This is a genomic window from Rheinheimera sp. ATLC3, from assembly GCF_059429535.1.
Genome location: NZ_CM182103.1, coordinates 3,840,406 through 3,854,628, shown reverse-complemented (window position 1 = coordinate 3,854,628; position 14,223 = coordinate 3,840,406). Strand labels below are relative to the sequence as shown.

Sequence of the window (14,223 nt, the reverse complement as noted above, 5' to 3'; positions counted from 1 at the left end):
ATTGTATTGAGCTACGCATATCAGTATCAAAACTGATATGCGTAGCTCAACCAAACCCGGTTTTCCTGCAAATCGAACTGCTGCTGATTTGAATCCCGCTCTACACGCCTGAGATTGACTGAAATATCTGAATGCTCATTCAGTTCAACCTTCAGTCCGCCTTTAAACTGAAGATTTTTATCTTTACGGTCTTCCAGAGAGTATTCTATTTCATAAAAATTTATCTCTGATGTTAATGTCATCAGCGGCGTTAACCTCCAGCTTGCATTCAAAGATGCCCCTTTAGTCTTGTTCAGCCGGTTGCTTTCAACATACTCATCTTCTGTACGGCGCAAGTTTAACCCTAGCGCCAGTCGATTCCGGTCATAAGCCAGACTAAAAGATCCGCCTTTTCGCAAAACCACATTTTCACTGATCTCGATATCTGTTTCGACAAAGTTCTGTAATGACTCACCGGGTAACAGCTGATAATTCGCAGACGGGGGAACGAAACAATCAGTAATATCGCTAAATGCGCCAGGGCAGACAAACAACCCTAAATCGTTAAATATCTGATCAAGCCCATTGGTAACAGTGACACGCTCATTATAGGTTAGTCTTGCGGATAATCGCTGTAAGCGATAACTGCCCGCTACTTCAACTGACCGGCCGTAATAACGGCGATCTACGGTAACCTGCAAAGAGGTTCGTCGCGTAGGTGCCAACAACATGTCAAAAGCCCAGTAACTGTCTTCCTCTTCCAGCAACTGCTGCTGTCGATACCAGTTATAAGTGGCATTCACATAAGAAACATTACCAAAGCGATATTCTAATCCTGTTCCGACAGAACGGAACTTATTAGTGTAGTTTGTAAAAAGGTCGTTATTTTCATATCGTGCTCTGCTAATCCAGGCTAACTTGCGTAACACTGGAACTCCGACGGTCAGATCAGCGCTCTCAGACGTCAAATCATTTCCTGCATCTCTGGCACTTTCTGAATAACGGCTGTTAAGTTGCCAGTAAAATGCGCTATCACGCCTACGCTTGCCAATTGCAAAATCCGCAGCATAAAATTCGTTGCTGAAATTCCCCAACGCATCATCATTGTCTGGACGTTCCGAGTCAATTTTCCGGGCGGTTAGACTTAATGCACTTTGAGTATCACGGTGAGGAGCGGTTCTAACTGCCAGTGAAGTTCCCAAATTACGGGTCTTACTTAAATCTGAAAAACCAGTGATTTCATCAGCAAAGATACCGCGCTGCGAATTGCGAATCCGATAACTTTCACTGGCGTTAACCGTCCACATCAACCGGTTATCAAATGCCGATAACCGGTTGTTAAAGTTAATGTAATCTAACGATCTGTCGTCACGCTGTTTGTCGTCATAAAAAATATGCTTTTGCCGCCAGTCAAGCGCTGTCTGCAAATGCTTGCTATTGAAAAGCAGTTCAATATTAGGCGACAACGCTAATGCTGCCCCCTCATCCCAGCTTGCATAATCCTGCTGCTTAAGCTGGTAAAGATAGCTGTCAGCAATTATGCCTGGATTAAGCTGCCAATCACCTGCATGCACGATATTACCAAACAGGCAACAGGCAACTACAGTCGGCCAAACCCGCAAAGGTTGTTTAGGCACCACCATAGTAATATCCGTATCCATAATCGCCAATTTGAGTACGGTGGGCTTTATTAATCACAAATCCCACTGCGATCTCTGGTGGTATTAAGGCTATTGATTGCTCAATTTCAGACAGTTTCGATCTGTTTTCTTCCAGTACAATAATTGCCTGTCCGCACATCATGGCGACAACAGCAGTTTCGTTGACCCCCAATAAAGGAGGTGCATCGAATAACACGATCCGGTCTTTGTAGCGTGTAGCAAACTCTCGGGCAAGATCTGCCATTTTCTGGCTGGCCAAAAGCTCAGTAGATAAATGGTGCGCCCGACCGGCAGTAATCAGCTTCAAACGTTCAACATTGGTCGACAGAATAATATCCTGTACATCAATGTTATCTGAAGACAGGTAATCCGTCAGGCCCAGATCATTTTCTATACCAAGCGTCTTTGCCACCTGAGGTCTCAGAACATCTGTGTCCACCAGCAACACGGTTTTATCTTGCTCAAGGGCGATACTCAACGCCAGATTGATAGAAGTGAAGGTTTTTCCTTCTCCGGGGCGGGAACTACTTACTAAAATTAAGTTTGAGTGTTTCAAAGACTTACTTAATGGGCCAAACGCATTATTAATAAGCTTACGCTTTATAACACTAAACTCTTCATTTATTACGCGGCGTTTTGGCGACAAAGAAACAAAGTGGCGTCTTTCAAGATCTGCCAAATCCAACTCCACACTACGTGAACTGTTTTGACTAGCTTGTTCTGCCGAATTCTCCGGTGTAACCGACCGTGCTGCAGCTGCGCTTCCCGCACGCTCTGGAATACTTTCTCTAAGCGCTGTTTCTTCACGTGCTGTAGATTCAGATTGATTAGATGTTGAAGCATCCTTGACAGACAGCTGCTTATCCAGTGCTTTTTCTATAATGCTCACTTAAAAACCCTCGATATCGTTTCTGCTGTACCACCAAAAAGCAACTCGCTAACCATGATCATTGCATAGACGGCAAACAACGTTCCTGTTAATAGCACAAAATAAATGAAATGCATGCGCATACTGCGGATCAATTGCTGTTTATTCGTATGCGATACTAATCCGAACACAGGTATTTCAGAGATAGTTTTCAATTGCGATACCGCGATAAGCGTAGGCGATATCTGACTGCGTATAAAAGCCACAGCTATACCGAGGAAGCATCCGCCTAGTAACACGGCTGTATAAAGTAACAATCGTTTCGGGCCTGAGGGTGTGATAGGTACCCTGGGAGGGTCTATGACCCTAAACTGAACATCCTGCTCTGATACATCAGCTTTCCTTGCCAGCTCAGCGGCTTCTCTGCGGGTAAGCAGCGCTTCATATTGGGAGCGGTTAATTTCATAATCACGGTTAAGCCCGGTAAACTCCGCCTCAATTTCAGGTATCTGGCTTAAGCGACTTTCAAACTCTTTCACTTTGCGCGCATAAGCATCCACTTTGACTGAGGCTGATGCAACCTGAGACTCCAACTCGGAAACATTTAGCTTAAGCTGCTGAATATATTCATTAGCCGTACCTGTACTTTGTTCACTTGAAGCAAGTTCGGCCAGCATTTCTTCACGTTGCTTTTTAAGAAAACTTAACAGCCTTTGTGTTTCCACAACATCAGGATGGTTCTCGGTGAATTTTATTAGCAAGTTGTCAAGATTGGTGTTCAGCGATGCTATTCGTTCGTCAAACGGCGTTACAAAATCCGGTGGAACAACGGATGCGCCATTTTGCGAAACAGGCACCAGCTGCGCTCGCGCCAATTCCAAACGGGTCTCCAGTTGTTGCAACTCCAGCATAGCAGTTTCAAGGTTCTGTTTTTCTGCGCTCAGTCGGGCGTAGTAATTACTCTCCGCACTTGGCATCATAAACATTTTATTTTTCTTAAATTCAGATAGCTTGCGTTCAGCTTCAATCAACCTTGCTTCATATTCAGCAATCTGCTCACTGAGAAATTTCTCAGCGCCTTTGGAGTCAGCCCTGGACGTACCCAGTCTATTTTCAACAAAGGTATTCAACGTTGCTTGCACAACCTTTAAAGCAAGCTGAGGAGACCGGTTATGGTAGGTAATAACGTAAATATTTTCACGACCGGAAGATGCAATAACAATATCTTCCATTAGAGAGTCGATCAAAGCTTCGTACTGTTTATCATTAACGGCTTCAATATCGAGGTCAGTTTCACGGGCGATTTTCTTTAGATTAGGACGACTAAGCAAGGTCCTGGCTAGGAGTTTAATCTCCTGGTCCTGATTATTTCTGATAGCAATACCTTTGAGCAAAGGCTCCAGCATTGTTTCAGTTTCGACATACAGCTTGGACTCAGCTTCATATACAGGAGGAAGCTCGTGTACGACATACCAGCCCAGGATACAGGCCAGCCAAGCCGTTATAATGACATAGCGCCTGTGCAGCCAGATACCACGGCTGTAGGTTGAAATCTGCTCAATAGCTTCTGTAAGTTGTTTCATTTGTCACTCCATGACGGCATTACTACTTATGACAGCGTTTTAAAACCATGCCTCAGGGATTATCACAATATCGCCTGGCAGCATATCAACGTTGGCTGCGATGTTACCATCACGGATTAAATCGTCCAACCTAAGATCGTAGGTCAATTGCGTTCCATTGGAAACCCGAACCAGTTTTGCTGCATTTCCATCGGCGAATTCAGTCAGGCCGCCGACTGCAATCATCAGGTCCAGCAGCGTCATATATTCTCTGTAACTAATTGCCTGAGGATTTGCAGCTGCACCTATAACCCTTATTTGTTCGCTGTAAGGACCGACGAAATTCGTTACTGATACTGTTACGACAGGGTCACGGATGTACTTACTTAATATCGACTCCATCTCTCGCGCCAACTGAGTAGGTGTCTTACCGCTTACGGCCACGTCTTCAACTAACGAAGTAGAAATTTTACCATCTGGCCTGACAATAAAACTGCCCGACAACTCTGGATTTCGCCAGACAAATATGGTGACACTGTCATTAGGGCCGATCAGGTACTGGTAGTTATTTACTGAGGTAGTAAGAGAGTTATGAACTGTTGCGTTGGGCAAATAAGTGCTGCTACAACCGGTTATTAAGGCTAAAAAAAATAGTGTAATACCACTTTTCCAAGATGCTACTAATGCCATAATAATGCTCATCCTTTTGCAAATTCGATCTGAATATAGCTTATATATTCGCTCCTTTGACGTGAGAATTGCAAATTAATTTTTGGTTGTATCTGTAAAAGCTGTGCGATCTGGGCTAAACTAAGCTCGCTTGTTACTCTGATACTTTGGTAAAAAGCATAATTGCAATGGATGCACAAGGATGTCGTTAAAATGAATGCTAGTCGCTATGGAAGGAAATCTATTGCTGACAAACTTTTCTTGTCAGGTGAATTGGCTCTTCTTTGTCTGTCGAGCTGGTTGGCAAGTTCTCTGTACCACTCCAGTTACTCTCCGGTATCTTTAGATATTCAGTTAGTGAATATAGTCATATTTGCTGCGGCAGTTATGTTATGTGCTCTGTCAGTTGGCTTATACGATCACAAGCTACGCGAAGGTAATAAAGGAATAGTAAAACGCGTTGTTATCACCTTACTGTTCAGCACCATACTTTTAGAGTTCATCATATTTCAGCTGTTCCCGGCTTTCCGAATCGGTAGCTTGTACTTACTATGGGCATCATTGATAGCTGCGGTGTTAATATCTGGTTTCCGGGCCTTTTGCCAGTACCATGATATTAATCGTATAAGTCGTCGCAGAGTTTTGGTACTTGGTGCCGGGGAACGTGCTTCAATTATCGAGCGCAGAATGCGCCGTAATGTCGACAGACGTGATTTTGAAATCGTAGGTTACGTTCGGGTTGAGGGTGACAAATCGGCTGCCATCCAACCTCAGCGCCAGCTAACTATCGATTACAGCAATGACCTGTTCAAATTCGTTACGGAAAATAAAATTGATCAGTTGGTTATTGCATGTGATGAGCGTCGCAACATGCTGCCCGTAGAAGCGTTATTTAAGTGTAAGACCCGGGGTATCGATATTATCGAGATACTCGATTTCATTGAGAACGAAACTGGCCAGATTGCTGTTAACCTGATATATCCAAGCTGGATTATTCACTCAAACGGCTTATCGTCTAATCCTCGTTTCAGAACAAGTTTAGGTTACCTGTTAAATGTCGTGCTTGCGGTGTCATTGCTGTTGGTTACCTGGCCAATTATGCTGATAACTGCACTGCTGATATACCTTGAAGATGGTCGGAAACACTCAGTATCTATTTTTTACAGGCAGATACGTGTCGGCATCGATGGAAACCCTTTTTACATCCTGAAATTCCGCAGTATGCGACCAGACGCGGAGAAAAATGGTGCTCAGTGGGCCTCAGCCAATGATAGTCGCGTTACACGCGTCGGGCAGTTTATTCGTAAGTACCGTATCGATGAGCTACCTCAGCTGTTCAACGTTTTAAAAGGTGAGATGGGATTTGTCGGGCCGCGTCCTGAAAGACCTGAGTTTGTTGTCCAACTGGCGAAAGACATTCCTTACTATAACAACCGCCACAATGTAAAACCGGGGCTCACTGGTTGGGCGCAACTAAAATATCCTTATGGTTCCACAGCGGAAGATGCGCAGGAAAAGTTGAAGTTCGACCTGTACTATATAAAGCATCGCAGCCTGATGCTGGATCTTGTTATTCTGATCCGCACAGTTGAAATAGTATTATTTGGCCGGGGACGTTAAGTCCCCGCTAGTCTAATTACCAGGAACTGGCTATTTTCTGTACACTGTTTATTCGCTGCATAATCCAACAATGACATTGTTTCTTGATAATAGGCGCATCTAATCAGAATGAGCGATAACAACGCGCTTAAGAACAAAGTGCTGCACTCACTTAAATGGGTAGCACTGGGAAGAGCAACAACACAAACTTTACGCTGGGTACTTACATTCTGGGTTATCCGCATCCTGACGCCGGAAGACTACGGCATAGTCGCACTGGCTGATATTCTTTTCAGTTTATTAATGACCATTGCGTCTACTATTGCAATCAGCCCACTTATACAAGCAAAAACTTTAGAACGTTCAGCTATATCTTCTTATTTCGGCGTGACACTCAGCATATACACACTGTTGTTTTGTTGTCAGTATCTGCTGGCTGACACTGTGGCTAATTTATACAATAACGCTTATGTAGCCGACGTACTAAAAGTGAATGCCTGGTGTTTTCTGCTGCTGGCACTGGAAACTGTTCCTACAGCACTGTTAAGGCGGCAAATGGCATTTAAAAAGCTTGCTCTGATTGCGGCAGTCTCTAACATTGTTGCAGCAGTCAGTACCCTGCTACTGGCTATTTACGGCCATGGTTTTTGGGCTTTGGTGTATGGCGAAATTATTGCGATAGCATTAAGAGTGACCCTTTTGCTAATTTACCACCCTGCCCCCTGCTTACCCACGTTCAGAGTCCGCGATAGCCTGCCTCTTATCCGCTTCGGCGGCTTAATGTCCGTTTTCACTCTGCTTTGGTATGTTTTCATTCATCTGGATATTGCAATTGGCGGCTTGCTACTTAGTACTGCTGAAATAGGTATATTTACCGTGGCACTCAACTTCGCCCTGATGCCACAGAAGAAAATACTACCACTGATTAAAGAAATTTCTTTTCCGGCGTTTTCTCAAATTCAAGATCAACCAGCTAAGATCACTCATTTTATTGTTAAAGCACAGCGCCTGGGGCTGATATTTACGCTGCCTATTTTCTGGGGATTAGCCTCGGTAAGTGACTATTTGCTGCCGTCAATTATCGGTAATAAATGGGATGCCGCTATAATTCCCACCACGCTGGTATTGATGTTAATGCCGCTGCGCTTTAGTGAGGAGCTATTTCAGCCGGCTGCTAAGGCTTTGGGGCACATTAACTATCTTATCGTAAACACGCTTTATTTAATTGTATTTATGGCTGTAGCTTTGCTTTCACTACATCAGTTCGGCGCTACCGGTCTTGCTTTAGCATGGGTTGTTGGGTTTCCGCTGGCATATATTATTGTACTATCCAGGTACAGCAAGCTATTCCAGTTCCCATTGGGGGCATTCGTCCGCAGCGTCGGCAAAATTATTAGCTGCGGTGCCGTCATGGTCGCAACGGTATTTCTGTTAAAGTTGTACCTGACAGAAATAAATCTGATCAATCTGTTTCTGCTGGTTGGCGCGGGTAGTGTAAGTTATATCATTAGCCTGCTTGTACTTGACCGGCGCACCTTGGTCGAGCTTAAGCAGGCCATCTCATCACGCTAATGCTACAACATGACCCGGATTGCGATAAGCAACACAAATATACTCAGCAAGGTCAGCCACAAGATACGTGTCATGATGTTTTTTAATGACGGTAAAGGATTCAGACCTGTAAACTTTGCAACCTGATAATACTGCGCTATAGCGATCCCAGCAAAAACGTAACCTACCACAGAATATGTCCGGCTGAGGAAAAAGACTGTGCCGGCAAACCCCACCATAGAATAGAACATACAGTCACTGTACCACTTCTGAGCTTTGACACGATTGTATTGCTTGGTAAAGGCTTCCTGCTCGCGGTAGGAGGCAAAACTTTCCGGTACTGTTGGTAATGTTATCGTATTTAGCTGACGTTGCGGATATACCATGTACAACGTAAGCAGTAAGAATACCATCCAAAGAAAATATCCACTAAGCCCCAACTCAGCTAACGTCAATACATAGGAGTTATGCGCAGTAATATGGTGATAATCGAGGAAATTACCCTGTCCAACTCCGAGTATCGGGCGCCAGAAAAACAGTTGCATGCCTTCGTACCAGGAATCAACACGCCCGGCAGCAGATTCCTCATCAACATCAATAGAGCGGAATTTCATAAAGATAAAGATCAAAGCCGGGGACAGTAACAATCCGGTGAGAACCGTTTTCAATTTACCCCAGTTCAGGTAACTGAAAACAGCAGCCATTGCAACCAGAGACACCAGTGCTCCACGAGAGTTCGTAAGATAAACACCATACAGGATGTAGGCTCCGCTTAAAGCTGAAATCACTTTAACCAGAAAGCCTCCTTGCAAAAAAAACAACACTACAAAGGGTAATGTCATTACAAAGAACATCCCTAAATCATTAGGGTCGTTAAAGAAACCGACATAGGTGATCCTATCCAGCCATGACAGCGCACTACCCGCCCAGCCGATACCTACAGAACTATTCTTCTGTGATATTCCGTTATTTACCATCACCATAGCCGCGATAATAGCTATCAGCATTAACATTCTGGTGCGGGCAACGGTAGTCGTTAAACCGCTAAAAACAATTATCGGTAACACCCCTGAAATAATAAAATTATTCGCGCTGGTTATACCGCCACCAAGCCAGCCATTGCGAATTCCTGACAACAGCATCACTAATACCAGCAACATACAACACAGGGTTTGTGGCGGGAATTTCTTATCCTGTTGCAATACCAGGTAGCTAAAAAAAGCCAGTAGTAACGACAAGCGGATTACAGGTAGATCCTGCAGTTGAGGCAGCCACTCGTGCGGCCGCACCAGAATCAAAACCATGTACAGGCATAAAAATAGAAAAGGGAAAAACGCATCTGTCCGTTCCTGCACAATCAGACGGGTATTACTGTTTACGATAGCCATTTTAAACGTCCTGCTTGTCTCTTTAACTTTCTTAATATTGCCAGCGCATACGATACTACGTCAGCGTAAACATCCAGCTGATAGCATAGTTGTTTCTGATTGCAGAAATCTTGTTTATAACTCTTAGCTGCGCCCAGCATGAAGTCGTAAGCAAGGTTATTCATCTGACGAGCGGCCCACAGGTGTAACATTGCAGAGGGCGAAAAACCAGAAAACGGCTCTGCCCAACCAGCCTGATAGAAATGCATATAATCCGTACTTTTAAGATAGTAATGTATTGCAGCTAGCTCACCGTCAATTTTTAACACGGCCATAGCGCAGCTGTCAGCCTGCTGTAAAAGCAGCATCTGATGAAACTGATTAAAAACAGCGCTGATAAAAGCGCCTTGCCTGCCTTTACGATTCCAACGTAGCTGATGCAGCCGTTTGAGTTCGGGCCACATATCGCAGGCTTCCTGTTTGTTAAGCCAGTAAAAATGTGCCCTTTTTTTACTCTCATACCGGACAATTTTCTGCCATTTGCGTTCTAATTGTGAAGCCAGTTTAAAATCATGCTCACGGCTATGCAGATACCTGTAACCCGATGCTTGCACTACGGAATGCCCCAGCGCATGGGCTAACTGCAGAACATTTGCGCCTGCGTTAACAGCCCGCCATCTGATACGTGGCCGGCCTGAAGAGGTTAACAGGCGCGCCAGTTCAGGCAGCAGCTGAGGCCAGTCAGGCGCAATCAGCAAATCCACAAACTCAGATGCCACCTCGCACTCTTCTGCTTCGCCCTGCCCCAGTGGAAACATAACGCGCTTTCTATTTCTTTCATCAGGTTGAGTATAACAAGGCAATATCGCTACCAGATTGTCACCACTGGTGCATATCCAGGTTTCTAACTGCCAATCCGCCTGCCAAAAGCATGACACCCAATGCAATTGCCACTGCGGCGAACAAAATAGCACGCCCCCGCACTGCTGATTGAGTAAATGCCACTTTTCACTCACGGCCGACAGTTCTGATACTGAGGAAAGTCTGCGCCAAACTACAGGCGCTGTATTGCTGTTACTCACGTCAATCAGCACCGTTAGTCAGACGACAAGGGGTAATATCAGCACGTAATGCTAAAAGGTATAGTCCGGTCAGTGTCCAGATCATCTCAGTATCCTCTGCCCACACATCCGGCACGTTAAAAAACGTCACTGCTTGCCGGGACAGCTTGCTCAGCGAGGTATCAAGCCAATGTTTGTGCGGGACAGGAAAGCCAAATTTGGGTAAGTACATAAGCTGCGTTGTATAGAATTGCTCACCAATTTTACGCAGTACCGGCTTTACAAAATCGCCGCCCAAATAATATTCGTCAGGTAACTGCGAGGCATAATGCATGACCGGCCAGCAAACAAACGGATTAACCAACTGTAAATCATACAAATCTGCCAGACGGCTTATCTCAAAGAAGTGGTTAACAACATCACTGGAGAATACAACCTGTTTCACATAGCGCACAGCACCATCAAAATTAGTGAAAACCGCGCTGTCAGTATTAAACTGCTGTAATATGGCAGAGCTGTCTAACCGCAAATCGTCTGCCAGCGCCGTATCTGTGGCAGGCTGAAGCGTCAGCTTTATCGAAGATATAGTGTCTTGCTGAACATCAAAGTCTGTTAGCTTCCTTAACCTGGAGCCGGAAGGTAGCCGCCGCGTTATCAATCCAGAGCCGGGTAATACCCGCATCAGCCGCTTTAACTTAAGATGCTTTTGATACCGTCTGGTGAAGTGCTTAACGGCTCTGGAGCCAAATAAGGTATCCGCACCTTCGCCATACAACACTTTATCAAACTCACCTGCAAGCTGGCGCATAATATACAACAGCGAAATTGCACTGTGGCTGCGGGGTGCACCGGCAAGGCATTGCACTGTATCACAGAATAGAGGTTCCAGCAGGTCATCTTTTACCGGTACTATTCTGTGCTCGACTCCCAATTCACGGGCAAATTGTTTTGCCGTTTCTAATTCCGGATTAGAATGATTGTCATGCACCGGTGTTACAGCAACGACATTCAGTTTAAGCTGGCAACAGATCCCCAATAACACGGACGAGTCGACGCCGCCACTTAGCAATACTGCGACACGATCAGTCTGTTTTACAGAAGTTGCAATGTTAGTACAAAGTAATTGCTGAACGGCGTCGGCATGAGCCAATAGCGTTTTGCCGGCCTGTATGTTTCTGGCAGGTAACAAACCAAAACGTCGTTCTAGCGCTGGCGGTTTCCCCGCCTGCAAGGTAACGACTGCAGCATGGGGCAGTTTTTTCACATTTTCAATTAGTGAATGCTGACCGGTTAACCAGCGAAAATGCAGTGTTTCCATCAAACCATAGCGGTCGAAATGACTCGGCCCGGCTTTAGTGGCGATATACAACAAATCAGTACTTAACCAGATAACCTTAGCGCTTTGATAATAATACAAACGGTGGCAACCGAGCCGATCGGTAATCAAGCTGCAATGACCAGTGTTTTTATTTAACAGCAGCAGGTTATATGCACCGTCCAGCATGTTTGCCGCCGCCAACAGCTGTTCATTATCATGCTGCAGCAGATTTAACCAATACGCTGGCGTAGCATTAAAATCCTGATTATGCACATAGCCAAACAGTAGCAATACCCCTTGCTCATCCTCACAGACTGTTGTTTCACCACGATAAGACAGCCACTGCTGGCCCGCCATGAAATGGCCACTGGCTTCTGTCATTTTGTCCTGGCTGATACAGATAAAGTCGTTATTCATATTACTCTGGCCTTCCTTAGCAGAGCTTTTAGTAAGCGGGTCAGCTGTCTGAGCAGCATTCGGGCAGAAGGTGCCGGGTCCCACCAGGTGTGATAAATAAACACATGAGGCTTAAAAAAATCGTTAAGGTAGGCTGCGAAAATCTGCCTGACACTTTCACCATCCTTGCGCCGGGAGAAAAAATCCTCATACAGGCTGACAAAAATCACTTCGTTTTTCATCTGCACGCTATAGTTCAGTACCTCATCATTGAGCAACTGCCAATAAGCGTGAGCATTGTTAATACCACAGCGGGTGTCAAAATAGTTACACATGCCCAGGCGCGGATTTAGCTCGATATATTTGTAGCAGTTATCACGGCTATCAAACTTAAATTCAACCATTGCCGGACCAACATAACCCAATGCTTTACCAAGCTTTTTGCTCAGTGCAATAACGTCTTCATTGTACTGACTTATGGCATAACTGGTTACGCCATAATGGGAAGGCGATAACCGCAGCCGGTTAAAGCTGAAAGCTTGTACTAAGTCCGAGTTGTAGTCGAAGAAACAATTGCAAACCCACTGGCAGTCATCGTCACCAGGTACAACCTCCTGGGCAATTAAATGCTCCAGTTGCGTTTGGTACTGAACAAAAAAATCTGTCACTTCCTGTACATTACCCAGTATGCGGTTTTTGCTGCCCAGAACCATATGCTGATGAGAACGTGGTTTAATAATTACCGGTAAGCGCAGATTATCCATTAACGCTGTTAAATCGGTTAATCTCTGTATCGTTTTGGGCAGGGGCAGTATTGACGAGACAGTTTCGGTCTCAGCGGCTTTATCAATCAGCATCCTGGCAATATCAGGCGATGGCAATAAAAAGCGGATATGCTGACTCAACCTCTCGCTGTTCTCCGCCAGAAAGCTGACAAACCAATCAGAAGTGGGGATAACAATAGCAGCCTGAGGCAGTGCCAGCAGCGTCTGCAGCAAGGCAGACTCGGTATCTTTTTCAGGTAGTACAATTTTGCGAGCAGGCAGGCGGGAGTAATTTACAACATCATCACTCTGGCGGCTAATCACTACCGGCCGGATCCCTTTAAGGTATAAGCTTCGCGTCACACCCAGACCATTGGGGCCAGCGCTTAACACCACGGTAGTGGCACTCATATCTCATTTGTCCACAACGTGAAAAACCGGTTTACCATCTGCTTCAACTGCCAGCGTGAGGCGTCTTCTTCTATTGGAAATCGTCGCAGCTGAAACCGGTTGTTAACACTTAAATCAGTATTCACCCCCGACATGAACGAGAATGCCAGCTGATATCCCGCCTGGTGTACCAGTTGCTGAGTTTCTTGAGTAAAAGAGTCTGTGCCGCCAACCGGATAAGCCACTGAGCTAACGTTACAATTCAGCATGGTTTCCAGCCGCTGCTTTGACTGCGTCAACTCAATTAACTGTTTCTCCACACTTAAGTGGGAAAGAATATTATGCGACAGAGTATGAGAGCCGATATGCATGCCGTTGTCGGCCATTTCTTTCAACTGCGCCCAGTTGATAAACAGATCGGTCGGCTTAGGCATATGCTTGCTATCAAGTTGCAACAGCTGTTTAAGTTGTGTCAGTTTTTCTGTCATACCCAGGCTGTTGTCTTGCTTAACCGCTCTTAGTAACCGCCTTACCCGCATCCGGATAGATCCATCAGCAATATTCACTGACTGAGACCAATGCGGCAGTTTGACTGTTTTTGCATCCGCGTGGCGTACTATCCAGCCTACTTCATCCCACCAGGGGGTTTCAGGCTTATCAATATAATCGGTCGACACAAAAAAACCTGCCGAAATGCCCGCTGACTTCAGCATGGGATAGGCCACAAGATAATTATCAATATAGCCATCATCAAAGGTAATAACGGCCAAACGCTCTTTAATCTTCTGCCGGTTAATATGTAAAGCGATTAATTCGTCAATACTGACAACATCAAAATCCTGCTTGTATAGCTTTAAATGCTGCGCAAAACGCTCCTCAGAGCAACTGAACACATTAGGGTCGAATTCAGAGTCAGCCGCATGACCTATACGATGATAATTGAAGCAATAAAGTCCATTTGGTCGTCGTTGCCATTTCAAAGCCATGTGACCTGAAATAATTTCAATCGCTGATCTGCTACTGCCCTTGATGTTCATA

At 45.1% G+C, this 14,223-nt stretch carries 11 protein-coding genes; 2 read left to right on the top strand and 9 right to left on the bottom strand.

The window, feature by feature from the left end; translation table 11 throughout:
• Positions 1–26: 26 nt before the first annotated feature.
• The 4 genes from AC5SV9_RS17945 to AC5SV9_RS17930 all read right to left on the bottom strand — a co-directional run bounded on the left by AC5SV9_RS17945 (position 27) and on the right by AC5SV9_RS17930 (position 4,772).
• Positions 27–1,445 carry a TIGR03016 family PEP-CTERM system-associated outer membrane protein gene (locus AC5SV9_RS17945; protein ID WP_475149141.1) on the bottom strand — a complete coding sequence of 473 codons (1,419 nt, stop codon included), beginning with the start codon at positions 1,443–1,445 and terminating at the stop codon, positions 27–29.
• Positions 1,446–1,608: 163 nt separating this feature from the next.
• Positions 1,609–2,529 (bottom strand): XrtA-associated tyrosine autokinase, encoded by a 921-nt coding sequence (locus tag AC5SV9_RS17940; protein ID WP_475149139.1) that lies wholly within the window; start codon positions 2,527–2,529, stop codon positions 1,609–1,611.
• Positions 2,526–4,091 (bottom strand): XrtA system polysaccharide chain length determinant, encoded by a 1,566-nt coding sequence (locus AC5SV9_RS17935; protein ID WP_475149136.1) that lies wholly within the window; start codon positions 4,089–4,091, stop codon positions 2,526–2,528. The genes AC5SV9_RS17940 and AC5SV9_RS17935 overlap by 4 nt, the downstream gene beginning before the upstream one ends.
• Before the next feature lie 39 nt (positions 4,092–4,130).
• Positions 4,131–4,772, bottom strand: a complete 642-nt coding sequence (locus tag AC5SV9_RS17930; RefSeq protein WP_417707712.1) for an XrtA/PEP-CTERM system exopolysaccharide export protein — start codon at positions 4,770–4,772, stop codon at positions 4,131–4,133.
• Between the two features lie 180 nt (positions 4,773–4,952).
• Here AC5SV9_RS17930 and AC5SV9_RS17925 point away from each other — a divergent pair, with 180 nt between their 5' ends.
• Positions 4,953–6,359, top strand: a complete 1,407-nt coding sequence (locus AC5SV9_RS17925) for a TIGR03013 family XrtA/PEP-CTERM system glycosyltransferase (protein ID WP_475149133.1) — start codon at positions 4,953–4,955, stop codon at positions 6,357–6,359.
• A gap of 108 nt (positions 6,360–6,467) precedes the next feature.
• On the top strand, positions 6,468–7,910 hold the full coding sequence (locus AC5SV9_RS17920) for an oligosaccharide flippase family protein (protein ID WP_475149131.1): 1,443 nt from the start codon (positions 6,468–6,470) through the stop codon (positions 7,908–7,910).
• Positions 7,911–7,912: 2 nt separating this feature from the next.
• On the opposite strand, the gene AC5SV9_RS17915 is transcribed toward AC5SV9_RS17920, so the two are convergent.
• From AC5SV9_RS17915 to AC5SV9_RS17895, 5 genes are read right to left on the bottom strand one after another with little or no spacing between them, the layout of a single operon-like run.
• The gene (locus tag AC5SV9_RS17915) at positions 7,913–9,277 is read right to left on the bottom strand and encodes an O-antigen ligase family protein (RefSeq protein WP_475149129.1); all 1,365 of its coding nucleotides are present in this window, start codon (positions 9,275–9,277) and stop codon (positions 7,913–7,915) included.
• Positions 9,265–10,338, bottom strand: coding sequence for a GNAT family N-acetyltransferase (locus AC5SV9_RS17910; protein WP_475149127.1), 1,074 nt, complete (start codon positions 10,336–10,338; stop codon positions 9,265–9,267). Before AC5SV9_RS17910 ends, AC5SV9_RS17915 begins: the two co-directional genes overlap by 13 nt.
• Position 10,339: 1 nt before the next feature.
• Positions 10,340–12,052: an asparagine synthase-related protein gene (locus tag AC5SV9_RS17905; protein WP_475149125.1), complete on the bottom strand. Its 1,713-nt coding sequence runs from the start codon at positions 12,050–12,052 to the stop codon at positions 10,340–10,342.
• A complete protein-coding gene (locus AC5SV9_RS17900) occupies positions 12,049–13,206 on the bottom strand; it encodes a carboxylate--amine ligase (RefSeq protein WP_475149123.1) in 1,158 nt (385 codons plus the stop codon). Before AC5SV9_RS17900 ends, AC5SV9_RS17905 begins: the two co-directional genes overlap by 4 nt.
• Entirely contained in the window at positions 13,203–14,222 is a 1,020-nt protein-coding gene (locus AC5SV9_RS17895; RefSeq protein ID WP_475149121.1) for a polysaccharide deacetylase family protein, read from the bottom strand. The genes AC5SV9_RS17900 and AC5SV9_RS17895 overlap by 4 nt, the downstream gene beginning before the upstream one ends.
• Position 14,223: the final 1 nt, after the last annotated feature.